The organism is Mesorhizobium sp. WSM4307, from assembly GCF_007003945.1.
Classification (GTDB): domain Bacteria; phylum Pseudomonadota; class Alphaproteobacteria; order Rhizobiales; family Rhizobiaceae; genus Mesorhizobium.
The window spans coordinates 571475-587926 of sequence record NZ_VFTB01000002.1 but is presented as its reverse complement, the minus strand read 5'-3'; the positions used below and the strand labels follow the sequence as shown (position 1 = coordinate 587926).

The following is a 16452-nucleotide window of genomic DNA, read 5'->3' as shown; positions in this document are numbered from 1 at the left end:
CCAGAGAAAAAATCAGATGAAAAATCGCCGCCGCATTTATGAAGGCAAGGCCAAGATCCTCTATGAGGGACCGGAGCCAGGTACGCTCATCCAGTTCTTCAAGGATGACGCGACCGCTTTCAACAAGAAGAAACACGAGGTCGTCGACGGCAAGGGCGTGCTCAACAACCGCATTTCCGAGCACATCTTCAACCACTTGAACCGCATGGGCATCCCGACCCACTTCATCCGCCGGCTCAACATGCGCGAGCAGCTGATCAAGGAAGTCGAGATTATCCCGCTCGAAGTGGTGGTGCGCAACGTCGCCGCAGGTTCGCTGTCGAAGCGCCTCGGCATCGAGGAAGGCACCGTCCTGCCGCGCTCGATCATCGAATTCTACTACAAGGCCGACGCGCTCGACGATCCGATGGTGTCGGAAGAGCACATCACCGCCTTCGGCTGGGCAAGCCCGCAGGAGATCGACGACGTGATGGCGCTCGCCATCCGTGTCAACGATTTCCTCTCCGGGCTGTTCATGGGCGTCGGCATCCAGCTCGTCGACTTCAAGATCGAATGCGGCCGCCTGTTCGAGGGCGACATGATGCGCATCGTCGTCGCCGACGAGATCTCGCCGGACTCCTGCCGCCTGTGGGACGTGGCAACGCAGGACAAGCTCGACAAGGACCGTTTCCGCCGCGACATGGGCGGCCTCGTCGAAGCCTACCAGGAAGTCGCCCGCCGCCTCGGCATCATGAACGAGAACGAGCCGCCGCGCCCGACCGGCCCGGTGCTTGTCGCCTCGACCGACGTCGTCAAAGGCAAGCCGCACTGATAGCGGCTTGCGATCCGATACTTAGAACAGGAGCATGTCCAGCGTGATCAAGGCCCGCATTACCGTCACCCTCAAGAACGGCGTCCTCGACCCGCAAGGCAAGGCGATCGAACACGCGCTGTCCGGTCTGGGCTTCGACGGCGTCGGCGCGGTACGGCAGGGCAAGGTGTTTGACGTCGAACTGGCGGAAGGCGACAAGGCCAAGGCCGAAGCCGATCTGAAAGCTATGTGCGACAAGCTGCTGGCGAATACGGTGATTGAGAATTATAGTGTGGCCATAACCTGAGGTTGTGTCGGAGGGGTTGGTGGCCGAGATCGATGGCAGCTTGATATTTGAAACCCTCAAGTCCATCCAGTCTCGGTTAGACAGGATGGACTTGACGCTCGGAGAGGTGAAATCCGAGCTTGGTTCCATTCGAGGTCATCTCATAGCCACTGAAAGTGACGTGAAAAACATCTATGGTGTGCTCGCTCGCCAGGATGATCGGCTCGAACATATCGAACGCCGTCTCGACCTGCGCGAACTAGCCGAAGCCCAGAGGCCTTACGAACCAAAATGAAATCTGCCGTCGTCCTCCTGCCTGGCCTCAACCGCGACCGCGACATGATCGCGGCGCTGACCAAGATTTCGGGAAAACCGCCGGTTACCGTCTGGCAGACCGACACTGAAATCCCTGACGTCGACCTGATCGCCATTCCAGGCGGCTTCTCCTTCGGCGACTATCTGCGCTGCGGCGCGATCGCGGCGCGCATGCCGGTGATGCGGGCCGTCGCCGAAAAGGCCGCCAAGGGCGTCACGGTCATCGGCGTCTGCAACGGTTTTCAGATCCTGGTCGAGGCCGGCCTGCTGCCGGGGGCGCTCATGCGCAACACCTCGCTGAAGTTCGTCTGCCGGCAGATCAAGCTCGAGATCACCAACGCCAACACCATGTTCACCCGCCGTTACCAGCCGGGCCAGATCATCCGCTCGCCGGTGGCGCATCATGACGGCAATTACTTCGCCGACGCCGAAACCCTTGCCCGCCTCGAAGGCGAAGGCCAGGTGGTGTTCCGCTATGCCGAGGGTACCAACCCCAATGGCTCGATCAACGACATTGCCGGCATCATCAACGAACAAGGCAATGTGCTTGGCCTGATGCCGCATCCGGAAAACCTGATCGAAGCCGCCCATGGCGGCAGCGACGGCCGGGCGCTGTTCGAAGGCGCGCTCGGTATCGCCGCTTGACGATCTCGGCGGCGAACGCGGTTAAATTCATAGGGACATCGGGTCCATTGCTCTGGGGAGAGAGACGGTCATGAAACTCTATTCGCGGCCGTTGTCGCCCTATTCGTCGATCGTGCGGGCGCTTGCCTATATCAAGGACGTGCCGCTCAAGATCATCGCGCCGCCGCCGGGTTTTCCAATCCCCGAAGCGTTTCGCGCCATTTCGCCACTGAACCGGATTCCGGTGCTGATCACCGGCTCGGGCGAGACGATCCTCGAATCGGTGGTCATCGCCGAATATCTCGAGGAGCGGTTTCCCGAACCGGCGCTGCTGCCGCCTGATTCCAAGGACCGCGCGCTGGTGCGCATGTTCGCCCGCATCACCGATCTCGACGTGCTGACGCCGACCATGAAGCTTTTCGAGCTTCATTTCGTGCCGAAGCGCAACAATGCCGAGATCGATGCCCAGTTCGCCCGTCTGCATCACGGACTGGCGGCGATCGAGGCGCGCATGGCGCAAGGCCCCTTCGCGCTCGGCAACGACATCAGCTTTGCCGACGCCTGGCTGACGCCGACCCGGTTCATCTTCAACAATTTCCGCGCCATGACGGGCCGCCACGACTTGCTCGACGCCTATCCCAAATTCGATGCCTATGAGCAGATCGCCTCGCAGCATCCGGCCTTGTCGCGGGTCTGGGGCGAGATGACCGACGGCTTGAAGATCTTTCTGTCCGAACTCGAGATGGGTGCCGCTTGATCAAGAGCAAGACGATCGTTCTCGTCGCAGCCGCAGGCTTAGCCCTGGCGTCCTGCCAGTCGAGCCCGAAGAGCACGCCTGTGCCGTCGGGCAAAAGTGCGGCGCTGCTGGCCATGGAACAAGTGGCGATCGCAGCCCACAAATGCTGGATCGCCAGCAAGGACCCGGCCTTCAAGCAATATCAGATGGCCAATGAACTGAACTCGTTCAGCGGCACGCCGCGTTTCCTTTTGGTGCCGGCCAAGCATTATGGCGGCAAGCCGCTGCTGGTCGTGCAGGCGCAAGGCAATTCGAGCCGTGTCGACGTGTTCGGACCGCTGATGAACAACCCGCTCGGCGCACGCATCGGCTCGGACATTGCCCGCTGGCAGACGGGCAATCCGGCCTGCGCCGCGACCGCCTGACATGGGCCGCTTCCTGCAGGTGGTGGGTCTGGCCATCGGCCTGGCCGGCCTCGTCCTGCAGTTCTGCATCACCGTTCCGGCATCGATGGAGGCCGGCCGCAGCCTGCTCGGCTCTATCGTGTTCTACTTCAGCTTCTTCACCATCCTGACCAACGTTGGCGCCGTGCTGGTGTACACATCCCTGCTGTCATCCACCGGCTATGCCTGGCTGCCGGCCTTCGCCGTGCCGCAGATGCGTGCGGGTGTTGCGGTTTCGATCACCGTCGTCTTCATGGTCTATGCCACCGTTCTGGCACGGCTCTGGCAGCCGCAAGGCCTGTTCCTGCTCTGCGATGTGCTGCTGCACTATGTGACGCCAGTGCTGTTCGTGCTGTGGTGGCTGGCAGCAGGGGCCGACGGCAGAACGAGGTGGAGCGACATTTCCTGGTGGATGCTCTATCCCATCGCCTATCTCGCCTATGCGCTGGTACGGGCACCGATCGCGGGCGAAGTGCCCTACCCCTTCCTCGATGTCGCCAAGAACGGCGCCGCCAGCGTCGCCATTGCGGCCTTGGCCATCACCGCGCTGTTCCTGGTGATCTCGATCATTGCCGCTTTTATCGATCGCGGCATCGGCCATCGCGAGGCCAAACCGGTCCGTTAAGAATGGCCTCTATTCCCAAAAGCGCCTGATGCCCTCGCGGTGGGCATCGCAGCGGGAGATACCGATATCCTTGAGCTGATCGTCGGTCATCTCCAGCAAAGCCAGCCGGCCGCGCCGGCGCTCCAGCAAATGGCCGATCCATCGTGCCAGCGAGCTAACCAGACGCACCAGACGGCCGACAAAGCCTCGCTGGCCTGACGGGCGCAGCGCCTCGCCTGGAAATGCGGTTCTGGGATGACGGATTGTCGCGATTGTATCCATTTTCTTTCTGCCAAGACTCTCAATTGCACCCCTTTTGGCGCCCGATTGATATGTATTGACTCATAATTCGGTGCAATATAGAAAATTGTCACCATGACAAATTGGCTTCCAGATCTGACCGGCGGCGCCGGACCCCTCTATCAACGCCTCGCGGACTCCGTTGAGGCGGGCATCGACCAGGGCGTGATCGGCGCCGGAACAAAACTGCCACCCCAGCGCGACCTCGCCTATGACATCGGCACCACGGTCGGTACGGTCGGCCGGGCCTACCAGTTGCTGCGTGAGCGCGGGCTGGTGAGCGGCGAAGTCGGGCGTGGAACCTATGTGCTTGGCCGGCGCGCCGAAGGCGTGAAACCGGAGGCGCCCGACGTCAGCGTGGAAGGCACGCGCTATGTCGATGCGCCTCAGGACAAACTGCGTTTCGACAGCACGGCGGCACCCGATGTCGGCCAGGGCACTGATATCGCCGATGTGCTGTCGCGCACCGCGCAGGATCATCCCCATGAAATCTCGAGCTACACGCGTGATTTTCCTGGCCGCTGGTACGAAGCCGGCGCCCGCTGGCTGTCGAGAAACACCTTCCGCCCGGCCGCCGACAGCATCGTTCCGACGCTCGGCACCCATGCCGCGGTGATGGCGGCGATCGCCGCACTCACCACGCCGGGCGACTATGTCGCCTTCGAACACCTCACCTATTCGCAGATCTCGCGCAGCGCCGGGCTGATCGGCCGGCGCACGGCACTGGTGGCCTCGGATGACGAAGGCCTCGACCCTGCCGATTTCGAACGCGTCTGCGCGCAAAAGCATCCGAGGATGATCTTCCTGATGCCGACGGCGCAGAATCCGACCTTGACGACACTGTCCGCAGCGCGCCGCGAGGCGATCGCGCGTGTCGCGCGCGAATACAACGTCATCCTGATCGAGGATGATCTTTACGGCCACCTGACGGACGATCCGACACCGTTGCTTGCTGAATATGCCCCAGAGAGAACCATCGTCGCCGGCGGTCTGTCGAAATCGGTAGCGGCCGGTATCCGCGGCGGCTGGCTCTCCTGCCCTCCCGCCTATCGCCACCGGATCCGTGTCGCCCACAAGATGATCACCGGCGGCATGCCCTTCCTGCTGGCGGAGGTGAATACGAGGCTGGTGCTCTCCGGTCAGGCCAGCGATATCCGCAAGCGCAGCATCGCCGAAATCAGCGCCCGTATCGCGATCGTGCGCGAGACCTTGGCCGGCTTCGCGTTCAAGTCACACGACAAGGTGCCCTTTGTCTGGCTGACTTTGCCCGACCCATGGCTTTCCGGCACATTCAAGAATGCCTGTCTCGAACACGGCGTGCTGATCGACGACGAGGACGAGTTCAAGGCCGGCCGCTCCGAACAGGTCTTTCACGGTGTCCGCTTCGGCACCTCGCAGCCGAGGCAGCGCAGCGATGTCGCCGACGGCGTTGCCGTCATCCGCCGTCTCCTCGACGAAGGCCGCGCCGGCTACGACAGCTTTTCGTGAGAAACCTGAATCAGATCAGCCCTCGGCCTTGAAGTTTTTGGCTTCCTCCTTGGCCTTGTCCTTGCCGTGCTTCTCGGCCATTTCCTTCGCCTGTCCGGGCGAAACGTCTGTGGTTTCGGCGAGATGAAGAGCCTCCTTGTCCGAGAGGCGATTGTCTTTCTTGTTCTGCTTGGTAGCCATGGTCCTGATCTCCTGAAGGGTTGGAACCCAACGGCCGGGATGCCATAGCGTTCCCATGCGGCTTTGCATTCCTCACGGTGACCTCGCGGATCACCGCTGGCGCGACGGGCGCCTGAAAGCTCCCGGTGCGGACTACGCCGACCGTCACCTTGTTGCTTTCTGTCTTTTTCGCTCATCGACGGGTGTATCGGCCGCAAAGCTTGCGATAAGAGGGGACTCAAAATCCCCGCTCCATGGACATAAATCACCGCCCATGACCATTTCCAATTCCGTGCCGATCACCCCACAGCTCATCGCCGCGCATGGGCTGAAGCCAGACGAATATCAGCGCATCCTGGACCTCGTCGGGCGCGAACCGAGCTTTACCGAGCTCGGCATCTTCTCGGCGATGTGGAACGAGCACTGCTCCTACAAATCCTCGAAGAAGTGGCTGCGCACGCTGCCCACCACCGGACCGCAGGTCATCCAGGGGCCAGGCGAGAATGCCGGCGTGGTCGACATCGGGGACGGCGACTGCGTCGTCTTCAAGATGGAAAGCCACAACCACCCCTCTTTCATCGAGCCCTACCAGGGCGCGGCGACCGGCGTCGGCGGCATTTTGCGCGACGTCTTCACCATGGGCGCACGGCCGATCGCGGCGATGAATGCACTGCGCTTCGGCGCGCCCGATCACCCCAAGACCAGGCATCTCGTCGCCGGCGTGGTTTCGGGCGTCGGCGGCTACGGCAATTCCTTCGGCGTGCCGACAGTCGGCGGTGAGGTCAATTTCGACGCCCGCTACAACGGCAACATTTTGGTCAACGCCTTTGCCGCCGGCCTCGCCAAGACCAATGCCATCTTCCTGTCGGAGGCCAAGGGCGTAGGCCTGCCGGTCGTTTATCTCGGCGCCAAGACCGGCCGCGACGGCGTCGGCGGCGCCACCATGGCCTCGGCCGAATTCGACGACAAGATCGACGAGAAGCGCCCGACCGTGCAGGTCGGCGATCCCTTCACCGAAAAGTGCCTGCTCGAAGCCTGCCTCGAACTGATGGCCTCGGGCGCCGTCATCGCCATCCAGGACATGGGTGCGGCCGGCCTCACCTGTTCGGCGGTCGAGATGGGCGCCAAGGGCGACCTGGGCATCGAGCTCGATCTCGACAAGGTGCCGGTGCGCGAGGAGCGCATGAGCGCCTATGAGATGATGCTGTCGGAAAGCCAGGAGCGCATGCTGATGGTGCTGCGGCCCGAGAAGGAAAAGGAGGCCGAGGCGATCTTCCACAAATGGGGCCTCGACTTTGCCATTGTCGGCAAGACCACCGACGATCTGCGCTTCCGCGTGCTGCATCAGGGCGACCAGGTCGCCGATCTGCCGATCAAGGATCTCGGCGACAAGGCGCCGGAATATGACCGCCCCTGGATCGAGCCGAAGAAGCCCGCACCGCTCGCCGCCAACGACATTCCGCAGGCCGATGTTGCCGATGCGCTGCTGAAGCTGCTCGGCGGGCCGGACCTGTCGTCGCGCCGCTGGGTCTGGGAGCAGTATGACACGCTGATCCAGGGCAATTCACTGCAGCTTCCCGGCGGCGATGCCGGCGTGGTGCGGGTGGAAGGCCATGCGACCAAGGCGCTCGCCTTTTCGTCTGACGTGACGCCGCGCTATTGCGAAGCCGATCCCTATGAGGGCGGCAAGCAGGCCGTGGCCGAGTGCTGGCGCAACCTGACCGCCACCGGCGCACTGCCGCTGGCGGCCACCGACAACCTCAATTTCGGCAACCCGGAACGGCCCGAGATCATGGGCCAGTTGGTCGGCGCGGTGAAGGGCATTGGCGACGCCTGCCGCGCGCTCGGCTTCCCGATCGTGTCGGGCAATGTCTCGCTCTACAACGAGACCAACGGCCAGGGCATCCTGCCGACACCGACCATCGGCGGCGTCGGCCTCATCGCCGACTGGTCGAAGATGGTGCGCACCGGCTTTGCGGCCGAGGGCCAAATGATCCTGCTGGTCGGCGCGCCTGCCTCCTGGGGCACGCATCTTGGCCAGTCCGTCTACCTCAGGGACATCCATGGCCGCACCGACGGGCCGCCGCCGCCGGTCGATCTCGCGCATGAGAAGCGCGTCGGCGACCATGTGCGCTCGCTGATCGCCTCCGGCATCGTCACCGCCGCGCATGACGTTTCCGATGGCGGCATCGCCGTAGCGCTGGCCGAAATGGCGATGGCGTCGGGCATCGGCGCGACCGTTCCCGGCCTTGTCGGCACCGATCCGATCCCGGTCTGGTTCGGCGAGGATCAGGGCCGCTATCTGCTGACGCTGTCGATCGACCCGCATGGCAAGGAATGGGACGCCATCCGCAAGCAGCAGGGCGAACTCGGCATCTTCGCGCCATGGATCGGCTCGACCGGCGGCGATGCGCTGAAGCTTGGCGAGGCGCGGGCGATCCCGCTCAGCGACCTGAAGGCCGCGCATGAAGGCTGGTTCCCCCGCTTCATGGACCAGGCCAGTTGAGCAGAGCATGATCCCGAAAAGTGGGAACCGGTTTTCGGAAAAGATTCATGTTCAATCACAGGAAACTGGCTGCCCGGGCGCTGCTCGCAGTCGTCTTCTGGCCGTCGCTGTTCTTCTTCTGGTTCCTCGGGCCGTTCGTCTTTTTCCTGCTGTCGACGACCTCGAGCGAGGTTTGCCCGAGGCTGGATACGCGTGCCGAGTTCCTTGACGCGGCCAATGGCGGGCTGCCGATGCTGGTGCTGCAGGACCTCATCTATACGGTTCCGATTGTCTGCCTGGTGCTCTGGAACCGGCTTCTGCCGGAGCCGGCGCGGGCAAGGCTGGTCGTCACCTGCATCAAGCTTTTCGCCGTCGCGGCCGTCCTGGGGGCCTTGTGGGAGTATGGCTCTTCGCTTGTCTGCGACGGCTATGGCCAACCGTTCTTCTCGCCCGCCTGGCGGATGACCAGCTACCTGCCGATCGCCAACCTGGCGGTCAACATCCCTCTCTATGGTCTGGTTTTCAGCCTTGGCCGCGCCTTCTCGATGCGCGAAGACGACCCAGCGGCCGATGCCGTCGATCCGGACAGGAATGCGTCCTAGGCGACAATCACGCTGGTGCTGGACGGAACGGCTTCAATCGCGGCCGGAAAGGCTTTAGGTTTACCCCGACTCTCATCGCACGGGCGGCCATGCTGCCGCTCGCCCGAAACAGGAATTGTGCCATGGCAATGGACGCCCACGACATCGAAAAACTGATCAAGGACGGCATCCCGGACGCCAAGGTGACGATCCGCGACCTCGCCGGCGACGGCGACCACTATGCGGCTGAAGTCGTCGCCGAGAGCTTCCGGGGAAAAAGTCGCGTCCAGCAGCACCAGATGGTCTATGACGCGCTGAAGGGCAATATGGGCGGCGTGCTGCACGCCCTTGCGCTGCAGACCAGCGTTCCCGACTGAGGCCGTTCCGGCCAACACCCGCTTGGCCCAAACCCGCCCATCCTTTGCGCCATTTCGGCCATGGCGCGGCTAATGTCTTGTTTCGGGCAACCTATGGGTTTATTTGAGAGACATGTTTCGAGCCTGACTCCCACAGGCGTGAAAGGATATTCCATGAGCGGCATCAACGACTACATCGACAATGAAGTGAAGGGCAACGACGTCGTCCTTTTCATGAAGGGCACGCCCGGTTTTCCGCAGTGCGGTTTTTCCGGCCAGGTCGTCCAGATCCTCGACTATATCGGCGCCGACTACAAAGGCGTGAATGTCCTGGATTCGGCTGAATTGCGCCAAGGCATCAAGGACTATTCCAACTGGCCGACGATCCCGCAGCTTTACGTCAAGGGCGAATTCGTCGGCGGCTGCGATATTGTCCGCGAGATGTTCCAGGCCGGCGAGTTGCAGACCTTCCTGGTCGAAAAGGGCGTCAGCGTCAAAGGCGCCGCCTGATTTCGGTTTTGGGCATGTCGTAATGACTGCACTGAACACCGGGGCAGCTCCACCTCGGCAATTATTATGTCCCGATATCGGGACCAAGACGAGCCAATGCGCCGGCCCGCCGGCGCGTTTTCGTTTGAGAGATCGGACCTGCCGTGGATCAGCAATCGACAGCGCCGCAATCGGCAAGCAAACTGCCTATTCCGCGCTGGGAGTTCATTGCGCTGTGCGCGGCGCTGATGGCGCTGAATTCCCTGGCCATCGACATCATGCTGCCGGCGCTGCAGCAGATCGGCGCCTCGCTCGGCGTCGAGAATGAAAACCACCGGCAATATGTGATCACCGCCTACATTCTGGGTTTTGGTGGCGGCCAGCTGTTCTTCGGGCCGATCTCGGACCGTTTCGGCCGCCGCTCGCCGCTCGTCGCCGGGCTGATCATCTATGTGGCGGCTGCCGCCGCCGCCGCCATCGCGCCAAGCTTTGAAACGCTGCTGATATGCCGCGCCGTGCAAGGCATCGGCGCGGCGGCCACGCGCGTCATCGCGGTCTCGATCGTGCGCGATACGTTCGAAGGCCGGCGCATGGCGGAGGTGATGTCGCTGATCTTCATGGTGTTCATGGCGATACCGGTCATTGCGCCGGGCATCGGCCAGTTCATCATGCTGTTCGCCACCTGGCACTATATCTTCGTCACCATGGCCGTCGGCGCGCTTGTCGTGTCGGCGTGGTCGCTGCTGCGCCTGCCTGAAACGCTGCGCCCCGAATATCGCCGGCAATTGACGGTTTCCTCGGTCCTCGGCGGATTCGGCATCGTGCTCACCAACCGCATCGCGCTCTGCTACGCCTTTGCCAGCACCTTCATCTTCGCCGCCATGTTCGGCTTCATCGCCTCGGCGCAGCAGATCTATGTCGACATCTTCAACGTCGGCGAGATGTTCCCCGTCATCTTCGCCGGGGTCGCCGGCGTGCTGGCTTTTTCCAATTTTCTGAATTCGCGGCTTGTCGGCCGCATCGGCATGCGCCGGCTGTCGCAGAGCGCGCTGCTTTTGTTTCTGGTCATCAGCCTGGCCTGGCTGGTCGTTTCGCTGGAAATCAAGATGCCGCTCTGGCTGTTCATCACCTTCTTTGCCAGCGCCATGCTTCCCTTCGGTGCGCTTGGCGCCAATTTCAACGCATTGGCGATGGAGCCGCTCGGCCAGCTGGCCGGCACGGCGTCGTCCATCCTTGGCTTCATGCAGACGTTTCTCGGCGGCATTCTCGGCACGCTGATCGGCCAGGCTTTCAACGGCACGGTGACGCCGCTTGCCGCCGGCTTCTGCAGCGTCTCGGTCGCGGCGCTGCTGATGATCCTCATCGCCGAGCGCGGCAAGATGTTCCAGCCGCATAACCCACCCATTTCAGGGCATATTACCGACCTGCATTAGACGAGGTGCGTCAGGAGGCACCTTCAACCGCCGCCGTGAAGCGGGGCGCAAGCATGCGCCCGGCGATTGCTCCGCCCATACTGTCCGAAAAAGGCAAAGGCAGCGCGTCGTCGAGGGCCTTGAGGATGGATGCCACGAAGGCCCGGCTGAGCTGCGGATCGGCGCCGAGATCCGAATAGGTGGCGCGAGGCCTGCCGATCAGCGTGCCGTTGCGGCGCAGCGAGAACTGCAGCGTCAGCGACATGCCCGCGGTCCCCGCTGGCGGCCTCCAGCAGGCATAGATAGCCTCCGACATCTCCTTGAGGGTGTCGACAGGTTCGGAGCTGTGGCAGGGGCGCTCTTGCGCGATTGCCGCGTTGGCGTTTGCAAACAGGATGGCAGCAAGAGCCGCCGCAAGAATTGCGCACCGCGATTTCATTGAGAGAACCCCGCGAAAGCGCGAATTCTTCGGCCGCACAAAACAGACAGTCAAGCGCGTGCCAGGAATTGATCCTATCCAGCCCACAGTTCGCGGCGCAACTCCTGCCAGCTTTCGCGATCAGGAGCGACCAGCAAGCCGCCGCCAACATGCGACGGCAGATAGGCCGTGCCGTCGAAGCGCGCGGCATGGCCGCCGGCCTCCGCATGGATCAGCACGCCGGCCAGATGGTCCCAGGGCATCAACTTATTGTAGACGACGAAATGGCCATGGCCGCTCGCCAGCAAGCGATATTCGTGGGCGGCGCAGCGGTAGTTGAACTGCGACAGCGTTTTGGTCTGGTTGCAGGCCAGCCGCGTGCGGTCGGGCTCGGCCATATACTGCCAGGAAACCGCGCCGGTCATCCCGGAGATCGGCGCGCTAGCCGCAACCCTCACTGTCTCCAGTGTACCATGCGCATGGCGGATATGGCTGCCGGCACCCTTTGCACCGATCAGCCAGTCCTTGCCGACCGGATCATGGATGATGCCGGCGACCGTCTCGCCCTTGACCACGACGCCGAGCATGACGCCGAACAGCGGCACGCCGGAGGCGAAATTGAAGGTGCCGTCGACCGGGTCGATGACGAAAGCCAGATCGGCGTCGCCCAGGCCATCGAGCAGTGCCGGGTCGTCGGAACAGGCTTCCTCGCCGACAATCATGGCCGAGGGATAATGCTGGCGCAGCCTGGCGGTGATCAGCCGCTCGGCGTTGACGTCGGCTTCCGTCACCAGATCGGCGGCCGAGGTCTTCTGCCTGATGTCGCCATCGCCCAGCCGGCGAAAGCGGGGCATGATTTCGGTGTCGGCGGCCTCGGCCAGCAGGCTGGCCAGCCAGTCGATCGCGTTGTCGTCAAATGTCATCGGATGCGTCTTGTCCTGTGATGAGGGTCTGGTTCAGGGCGGCGAAATCGAACAGCTTCCTGTCGAGCAGATGCGACGGCCGGGTGTTGGACAGCGCGCGGATCATGGTGTCCTTGCGGCCGGGCATGCGCCTTTCGATGTCTTCCAGCATCGCCTTCATGGCGTTGCGCTGGAGACCTTCCTGGCTGCCGCAGAGGTCGCAAGGAATGATCGGGAACCGCATCGCCGCGGCGAATTTTTCGAGGTCGATCTCGGCGCAATAGCTCAGCGGCCGCAGCACCATGACGTCGCCTTCGTCGTTGAGCAGCTTTGGCGGCATGGCGGCGAGACGGCCGCCATGGAACAAGTTCATGAAAAAGGTTTCGAGAATGTCCTCGCGATGATGGCCGAGCACCAGCGCCGAGCATCCCTCCTCGCGCGCGATGCGGTAGAGATGGCCGCGCCGCAGCCGCGAGCAGAGCGAGCAATAGGTGCTGCCTTGCGGCAGCTTGTCGGTGACCACCGAATAGGTGTCCTGATACTCGATGCGGTGGGCAATGCCGTTGGCGTTGAGATAGTCGGGCAGGATGTGCTTGGGGAAATTCGGCTGGCCCTGATCGAGATTGCAGGCCAGCAACTCGACCGGCAGCAGCCCGCGCCATTTGAGGTCGAGCAGCAAGGCAAGCAGGCCGTAGGAATCCTTGCCGCCCGACAGCGCGACCAGCCAGCGCTGTCCCGGCTCCACCATCGAGAAATCCTCGATCGCCTGGCGGGTCAGCCGCAGCAGCCGCTTGCGCAATTTGTTGAACTCGACCGAGGACGGCACATCGGCGAACAGCGGATGGGAGCCGCCTTCGGCGGCCGGCTCAAGCGTCTCGATGTCTGGCAGCATATTCATGGCGCGGCGGCCCCAGGATGTGATGTCCGTCCGGATTAGCGCATCGGCCGCAAAATCGAAACGGCAAAGCCGATGCGCCAAACAAAAAGGCCGCCTCGAGGGCGGCCTTTCGGTATCGCTAAAAGGCGTTCGCTTAGCGCGAATAGAATTCGACGACCAGGTTCGGCTCCATCTGCACGGCGAACGGAACGTCCGCCAGGCCAGGGATGCGCGAGAAGGTCGCGACCATCTTGTTGTGGTCGGCTTCGATGTAGTCCGGCACGTCGCGCTCGGCGAGGCCGACCGATTCCAGGACGATGACCAGCTGCTTCGACTTTTCGCGCACTTCGATGATGTCGCCCGGCTTGCAGCGGTACGAGCCGATGTTGACGCGCTTGCCGTTGACGTTGACGTGGCCGTGGTTGACGAACTGACGGGCGGCGAAAATGGTCGGCACGAACTTGGCGCGGTAGACGACTGCGTCGAGACGCGATTCGAGCAGGCCGATCAGGTTCTCCGAAGTGTCGCCCTTGCGGCGGTCGGCCTCTTCATAGACCTTGCGGAACTGCTTTTCCGAAACGTCGCCATAGTGACCCTTCAGCTTCTGCTTGGCGCGCAGCTGCAGGCCGAAATCGGAAAGCTTGCCCTTGCGGCGCTGGCCGTGCTGGCCGGGGCCGTATTCACGCTTGTTGACCGGGGACTTCGGGCGGCCCCAGATATTTTCGCCGAGACGGCGGTCGATCTTGTATTTCGCGGATTCGCGCTTGCTCATCGCATTCCCTTTTCAAAACAACACACCCGCAACCTCATGGTCCGGGTGAAGGAAACGCGCCCTCCTCTGGCCTCCGTTTTCGAGACCTGACAGGGTTTTCCCACGCAACGCGGCGGAAAACCCACGGGACACGTCAGTTCAAACAAAACCAGAAACCAAGGCAACCGGTCCTGCGCATACAAAACAAAAACCGGACATCGCTGCCCGGCGTTGGCGGCTGGTTAAACCGAGATTTAACCGGTGTCAAGCTTGTGAGTGGCGCGGCGCAACGCAACCCTATAGCGTCCCAGCGTTGAGCGATGCCGGATGTGGCGGGAGGTTTGCGCCAACGGCACCGGGAAGAGATCTGGAGCTAGAGGAGTCCAATCAGCATGAAGAAGTTCTTCCTTACCTTGGCCGGTGCCGCGGTGTTGGCCGGATCGATGGCGGTGGCGCCGGAACCAGCCATGGCGCGCCATTGGCACGGCCATAAACAGGTCTGCCGCATCATCGTGAAGAAGAGAGTGGTGTGGCGGCACGGCCACCGCAGGGTGATCGTCGAGCGGATACGACGCTGCCATCGCTGGTAAGGCAAAACATCCGCCTACAGACTTTGCTTTACAAACAAGGCCCGCGGTTCCGCTGCGGGCCTTGTTTGCTTGGGCCGGCGTTTCGCGAACGACACTCAGTCTTTCGACTTCTTTTCCGGCAGCCCTTTGCGCTTGGTCTCGGCGAATTCCTCGAGCTGCTTTTCGCTCATGGATTCGTACATTCCTTTGGAAGCGCCTTTGAGCTCGCTCTTGTTCGTCTCGCCGCGTTTGGCGGAGAGCGCGGCGCCGGCGGCTTTCTGCTGGGCTTTCGAGGTGGCTGGCATGGCGGTTTCTCCTTTGCTGTCAGGGAAACGCCGCTCTTCGGCGGCGGTTCCAGTGCCGGTAGGCCCAGTTTCTCGTCCGATCGCCGCCGGTCAGGCAGCCAGCTTTGGCGAATTCGTCGGCAGCCTTCCCGTGTCCGAAGCCCTGGTGTAGGACGGCTGAATGAAGTCCCTGACAGACCCCTCACAAGCGCTCTCCACCGGCCTGGCGAAAATCCGCACCGAGTTCCACGTGCCGGATGGATTTCCGGCTGACGTGATGGCCGCAGCGGAGGCGGCGGCCAGACGTGTGCCGAACCAGCATGCCGATCGAACTGACATGCCCTTCGTCACGCTCGATCCGGCGGCCTCCACTGATCTTGACCAGGCGTTCTCGATCGAGGCAAGCGGTGGCGATCTTCTCTTGCATTATGCCATCGCCGACGTTGCATGGTTCGTCGAGGACGGCGACGCGCTGGATCGCGAAGCCTGGACGCGCGGCGAGACGCTGTACCTGCCCGACGGCAAGGCCGGGCTCTATCCGCCGGCACTTGCCGAGGCTGCGGCGAGCCTGTTGCCGGATGGACCGCGTCCAGCTGTCGTCTTCACCGTCCGGGTCGCTGAGGATGGCGCGGTAAAGTTGGACGGCGCGGAGCGGGCAATCATCCAGAGCCGCGCGAAGCTCGCCTATGACAGCGTGAAGGCCTCCGACGTTCCGGCCGACTTCGCCGAAATGGCGTGGCGCATGGCGGCAAACGAAGAGCGGCGCGGCGCTTCCCGCGTCGACCCGCCCGAGCAGGAGGTGGAAAGGCTTGCCGATGGCAGCTTCCGGCTTTCGTTCAGACCGCTGCTGCAATCCGAGCAGGACAACGCCGCGCTTTCACTGGCCGCCAACATGGCGATCGCCGACGCCATGCTGGCGCACAAGACCGGACTGTTTCGGGTGATGTCTGGGCCAGACGCCTCCAAGGTGCAGAGATTGCGCACCGCGGCACAGGCGCTCGGTCTGTCCTGGCCGGCCTCAACCAGCCTGCGCGACTACCAGCGCTCGCTCGATCCGGCTGATCCGAAACAGGCGGCGTTGATGCTGGAAATCCGCCGCGCAGGCAACGGCGCGTCCTACCAGCCCTACCAGGAAGGTGTCGTTCCCTGGCATGAGGCGATGGCTGCGACCTATGCCCATGGAACCGCGCCGCTCAGGCGACTGGCCGATCGCTATGTCGTGCGCTGCGCGCTGGCAATCGCCAACGGCCAGCCCGTGCCGCAGGCCGTCAGCGATGCGTTCGCCGGACTGCCGAAGGTGATGGGACGTGCGGATGCCCGCGCTTCGCAGATCAGCCACGCAGCCATCGACCTTGCCGAGGCGGTGATGCTGAGGGGACGCGAAGGGGAAACGTTCAAAGCCGTCGTCACCGACTTCGTCGACCATGGTGTGCGCGTCCAGCTTGCCGACATGCCTGTCGTTGCCACCGTAAAGGCCTCCGGTCTCAGGCAGGGCGACGGTGTGACGCTAAAGCTGGGCTCGGCCGATCCGGATCAACGCAGCATCGTCTTCGAACCTGTTTGAGCGACTGGCGTTGGGCGAC

22 protein-coding genes are annotated in these 16452 nt (G+C 62.9%); 15 read left to right on the top strand and 7 right to left on the bottom strand.

Annotation, left to right across the window (positions count from 1 at the left end; translation table 11 throughout):
• Window positions 1–16: 16 nt before the first annotated feature.
• The 7 genes from purC (at window position 17) to FJV83_RS06480 (ending at window position 3819) form a co-directional block, all read left to right on the top strand.
• Window positions 17–811: a phosphoribosylaminoimidazolesuccinocarboxamide synthase gene (purC, locus tag FJV83_RS06510; RefSeq protein ID WP_010909103.1), complete on the top strand. Its 795-nt coding sequence runs from the start codon at window positions 17–19 to the stop codon at window positions 809–811.
• A gap of 43 nt (window positions 812–854) precedes the next feature.
• On the top strand, window positions 855–1097 hold the full coding sequence (purS, locus tag FJV83_RS06505; protein ID WP_095770879.1) for a phosphoribosylformylglycinamidine synthase subunit PurS: 243 nt from the start codon (window positions 855–857) through the stop codon (window positions 1095–1097).
• 19 nt (window positions 1098–1116) lie between these two features.
• Entirely contained in the window at window positions 1117–1371 is a 255-nt protein-coding gene (locus FJV83_RS06500; protein ID WP_095770880.1) for a hypothetical protein, read from the top strand.
• Window positions 1368–2036, top strand: a complete 669-nt coding sequence (gene purQ, locus FJV83_RS06495; protein WP_032930048.1) for a phosphoribosylformylglycinamidine synthase subunit PurQ — start codon at window positions 1368–1370, stop codon at window positions 2034–2036. Before FJV83_RS06500 ends, purQ begins: the two co-directional genes overlap by 4 nt.
• Before the next feature lie 70 nt (window positions 2037–2106).
• Window positions 2107–2772, top strand: a complete 666-nt coding sequence (locus FJV83_RS06490) for a glutathione S-transferase family protein (protein ID WP_142884708.1) — start codon at window positions 2107–2109, stop codon at window positions 2770–2772.
• Window positions 2769–3176 (top strand): hypothetical protein, encoded by a 408-nt coding sequence (locus tag FJV83_RS06485; protein WP_095788115.1) that lies wholly within the window; start codon window positions 2769–2771, stop codon window positions 3174–3176. Before FJV83_RS06490 ends, FJV83_RS06485 begins: the two co-directional genes overlap by 4 nt.
• Before the next feature lies 1 nt (window position 3177).
• Complete coding sequence (locus FJV83_RS06480) at window positions 3178–3819, top strand: Pr6Pr family membrane protein (protein WP_095770355.1); 642 nt, start codon at window positions 3178–3180, stop codon at window positions 3817–3819.
• A 9-nt stretch (window positions 3820–3828) separates the two neighbouring features.
• Here the strand turns inward: FJV83_RS06480 and FJV83_RS06475 are convergent, their stop codons facing one another.
• Complete coding sequence (locus tag FJV83_RS06475; RefSeq protein WP_142884709.1) at window positions 3829–4080, bottom strand: DUF1127 domain-containing protein; 252 nt, start codon at window positions 4078–4080, stop codon at window positions 3829–3831.
• A 93-nt stretch (window positions 4081–4173) separates the two neighbouring features.
• On the opposite strand from FJV83_RS06475, the gene FJV83_RS06470 reads away from it, so the two are divergent.
• Window positions 4174–5586, top strand: coding sequence for a PLP-dependent aminotransferase family protein (locus tag FJV83_RS06470; RefSeq protein WP_095770357.1), 1413 nt, complete (start codon window positions 4174–4176; stop codon window positions 5584–5586).
• A 15-nt stretch (window positions 5587–5601) separates the two neighbouring features.
• Here the strand turns inward: FJV83_RS06470 and FJV83_RS36350 are convergent, their stop codons facing one another.
• A complete protein-coding gene (locus FJV83_RS36350) occupies window positions 5602–5766 on the bottom strand; it encodes a hypothetical protein (RefSeq protein ID WP_179295895.1) in 165 nt (54 codons plus the stop codon).
• A gap of 253 nt (window positions 5767–6019) precedes the next feature.
• Between FJV83_RS36350 and purL the strand changes: the two genes are divergently transcribed.
• The 5 genes from purL to FJV83_RS06445 all read left to right on the top strand — a co-directional run bounded on the left by purL (window position 6020) and on the right by FJV83_RS06445 (window position 11089).
• Window positions 6020–8251, top strand: a complete 2232-nt coding sequence (purL, locus tag FJV83_RS06465) for a phosphoribosylformylglycinamidine synthase subunit PurL (protein WP_142884710.1) — start codon at window positions 6020–6022, stop codon at window positions 8249–8251.
• A gap of 47 nt (window positions 8252–8298) precedes the next feature.
• Window positions 8299–8832, top strand: coding sequence for a hypothetical protein (locus FJV83_RS06460; RefSeq protein ID WP_142884711.1), 534 nt, complete (start codon window positions 8299–8301; stop codon window positions 8830–8832).
• A 122-nt stretch (window positions 8833–8954) separates the two neighbouring features.
• On the top strand, window positions 8955–9188 hold the full coding sequence (locus FJV83_RS06455) for a BolA family transcriptional regulator (RefSeq protein ID WP_010909092.1): 234 nt from the start codon (window positions 8955–8957) through the stop codon (window positions 9186–9188).
• 153 nt (window positions 9189–9341) lie between these two features.
• Window positions 9342–9677: a Grx4 family monothiol glutaredoxin gene (gene grxD / locus FJV83_RS06450; protein ID WP_010909091.1), complete on the top strand. Its 336-nt coding sequence runs from the start codon at window positions 9342–9344 to the stop codon at window positions 9675–9677.
• 143 nt (window positions 9678–9820) lie between these two features.
• Window positions 9821–11089 carry a multidrug effflux MFS transporter gene (locus FJV83_RS06445; RefSeq protein ID WP_142884712.1) on the top strand — a complete coding sequence of 423 codons (1269 nt, stop codon included), beginning with the start codon at window positions 9821–9823 and terminating at the stop codon, window positions 11087–11089.
• A 10-nt stretch (window positions 11090–11099) separates the two neighbouring features.
• On the opposite strand, the gene FJV83_RS36875 is transcribed toward FJV83_RS06445, so the two are convergent.
• The 4 genes from FJV83_RS36875 to rpsD all read right to left on the bottom strand — a co-directional run bounded on the left by FJV83_RS36875 (window position 11100) and on the right by rpsD (window position 14037).
• A complete protein-coding gene (locus FJV83_RS36875; protein WP_246691810.1) occupies window positions 11100–11333 on the bottom strand; it encodes a hypothetical protein in 234 nt (77 codons plus the stop codon).
• A 248-nt stretch (window positions 11334–11581) separates the two neighbouring features.
• Complete coding sequence (locus FJV83_RS06435; protein ID WP_142884714.1) at window positions 11582–12409, bottom strand: inositol monophosphatase family protein; 828 nt, start codon at window positions 12407–12409, stop codon at window positions 11582–11584.
• Window positions 12399–13286: a tRNA 2-thiocytidine(32) synthetase TtcA gene (gene ttcA / locus FJV83_RS06430; protein WP_095770881.1), complete on the bottom strand. Its 888-nt coding sequence runs from the start codon at window positions 13284–13286 to the stop codon at window positions 12399–12401. Before ttcA ends, FJV83_RS06435 begins: the two co-directional genes overlap by 11 nt.
• Before the next feature lie 133 nt (window positions 13287–13419).
• The gene (gene rpsD / locus FJV83_RS06425) at window positions 13420–14037 is read right to left on the bottom strand and encodes a 30S ribosomal protein S4 (protein WP_142884715.1); all 618 of its coding nucleotides are present in this window, start codon (window positions 14035–14037) and stop codon (window positions 13420–13422) included.
• 371 nt (window positions 14038–14408) lie between these two features.
• Here rpsD and FJV83_RS06420 point away from each other — a divergent pair, with 371 nt between their 5' ends.
• Complete coding sequence (locus FJV83_RS06420) at window positions 14409–14606, top strand: hypothetical protein (protein WP_027042433.1); 198 nt, start codon at window positions 14409–14411, stop codon at window positions 14604–14606.
• Between the two features lie 95 nt (window positions 14607–14701).
• Here the strand turns inward: FJV83_RS06420 and FJV83_RS06415 are convergent, their stop codons facing one another.
• The gene (locus tag FJV83_RS06415) at window positions 14702–14890 is read right to left on the bottom strand and encodes a DUF3008 family protein (protein ID WP_142884716.1); all 189 of its coding nucleotides are present in this window, start codon (window positions 14888–14890) and stop codon (window positions 14702–14704) included.
• A 160-nt stretch (window positions 14891–15050) separates the two neighbouring features.
• Here FJV83_RS06415 and FJV83_RS06410 point away from each other — a divergent pair, with 160 nt between their 5' ends.
• Window positions 15051–16433, top strand: coding sequence for an RNB domain-containing ribonuclease (locus tag FJV83_RS06410; protein ID WP_142884717.1), 1383 nt, complete (start codon window positions 15051–15053; stop codon window positions 16431–16433).
• The last annotated feature ends 19 nt before the right edge of the window (window positions 16434–16452 follow it).

Bases quoted from the DNA above. Each gene is read 5' to 3' on its own strand.
- purC (WP_010909103.1), top strand. From the start codon at position 17: ATGAAAAATCGCCGCCGCATTTATGAAGGCAAGGCCAAGATCCTCTAT.
- purQ (WP_032930048.1), top strand. From the start codon at position 1,368: ATGAAATCTGCCGTCGTCCTCCTGCCTGGCCTCAACCGCGACCGCGAC.
- FJV83_RS06490 (WP_142884708.1), top strand. From the start codon at position 2,107: ATGAAACTCTATTCGCGGCCGTTGTCGCCCTATTCGTCGATCGTGCGG.
- FJV83_RS06480 (WP_095770355.1), top strand. From the start codon at position 3,178: ATGGGCCGCTTCCTGCAGGTGGTGGGTCTGGCCATCGGCCTGGCCGGC.
- FJV83_RS06475 (WP_142884709.1), bottom strand. From the start codon at position 4,080: ATGGATACAATCGCGACAATCCGTCATCCCAGAACCGCATTTCCAGGC.
- FJV83_RS06470 (WP_095770357.1), top strand. From the start codon at position 4,174: ATGACAAATTGGCTTCCAGATCTGACCGGCGGCGCCGGACCCCTCTAT.
- FJV83_RS36350 (WP_179295895.1), bottom strand. From the start codon at position 5,766: ATGGCTACCAAGCAGAACAAGAAAGACAATCGCCTCTCGGACAAGGAG.
- purL (WP_142884710.1), top strand. From the start codon at position 6,020: ATGACCATTTCCAATTCCGTGCCGATCACCCCACAGCTCATCGCCGCG.
- FJV83_RS06460 (WP_142884711.1), top strand. From the start codon at position 8,299: ATGTTCAATCACAGGAAACTGGCTGCCCGGGCGCTGCTCGCAGTCGTC.
- FJV83_RS06455 (WP_010909092.1), top strand. From the start codon at position 8,955: ATGGCAATGGACGCCCACGACATCGAAAAACTGATCAAGGACGGCATC.
- grxD (WP_010909091.1), top strand. From the start codon at position 9,342: ATGAGCGGCATCAACGACTACATCGACAATGAAGTGAAGGGCAACGAC.
- FJV83_RS36875 (WP_246691810.1), bottom strand. From the start codon at position 11,333: ATGTCGCTGACGCTGCAGTTCTCGCTGCGCCGCAACGGCACGCTGATC.
- FJV83_RS06435 (WP_142884714.1), bottom strand. From the start codon at position 12,409: ATGACATTTGACGACAACGCGATCGACTGGCTGGCCAGCCTGCTGGCC.
- ttcA (WP_095770881.1), bottom strand. From the start codon at position 13,286: ATGAATATGCTGCCAGACATCGAGACGCTTGAGCCGGCCGCCGAAGGC.
- rpsD (WP_142884715.1), bottom strand. From the start codon at position 14,037: ATGAGCAAGCGCGAATCCGCGAAATACAAGATCGACCGCCGTCTCGGC.
- FJV83_RS06420 (WP_027042433.1), top strand. From the start codon at position 14,409: ATGAAGAAGTTCTTCCTTACCTTGGCCGGTGCCGCGGTGTTGGCCGGA.
- FJV83_RS06415 (WP_142884716.1), bottom strand. From the start codon at position 14,890: ATGCCAGCCACCTCGAAAGCCCAGCAGAAAGCCGCCGGCGCCGCGCTC.
- FJV83_RS06410 (WP_142884717.1), top strand. From the start codon at position 15,051: ATGAAGTCCCTGACAGACCCCTCACAAGCGCTCTCCACCGGCCTGGCG.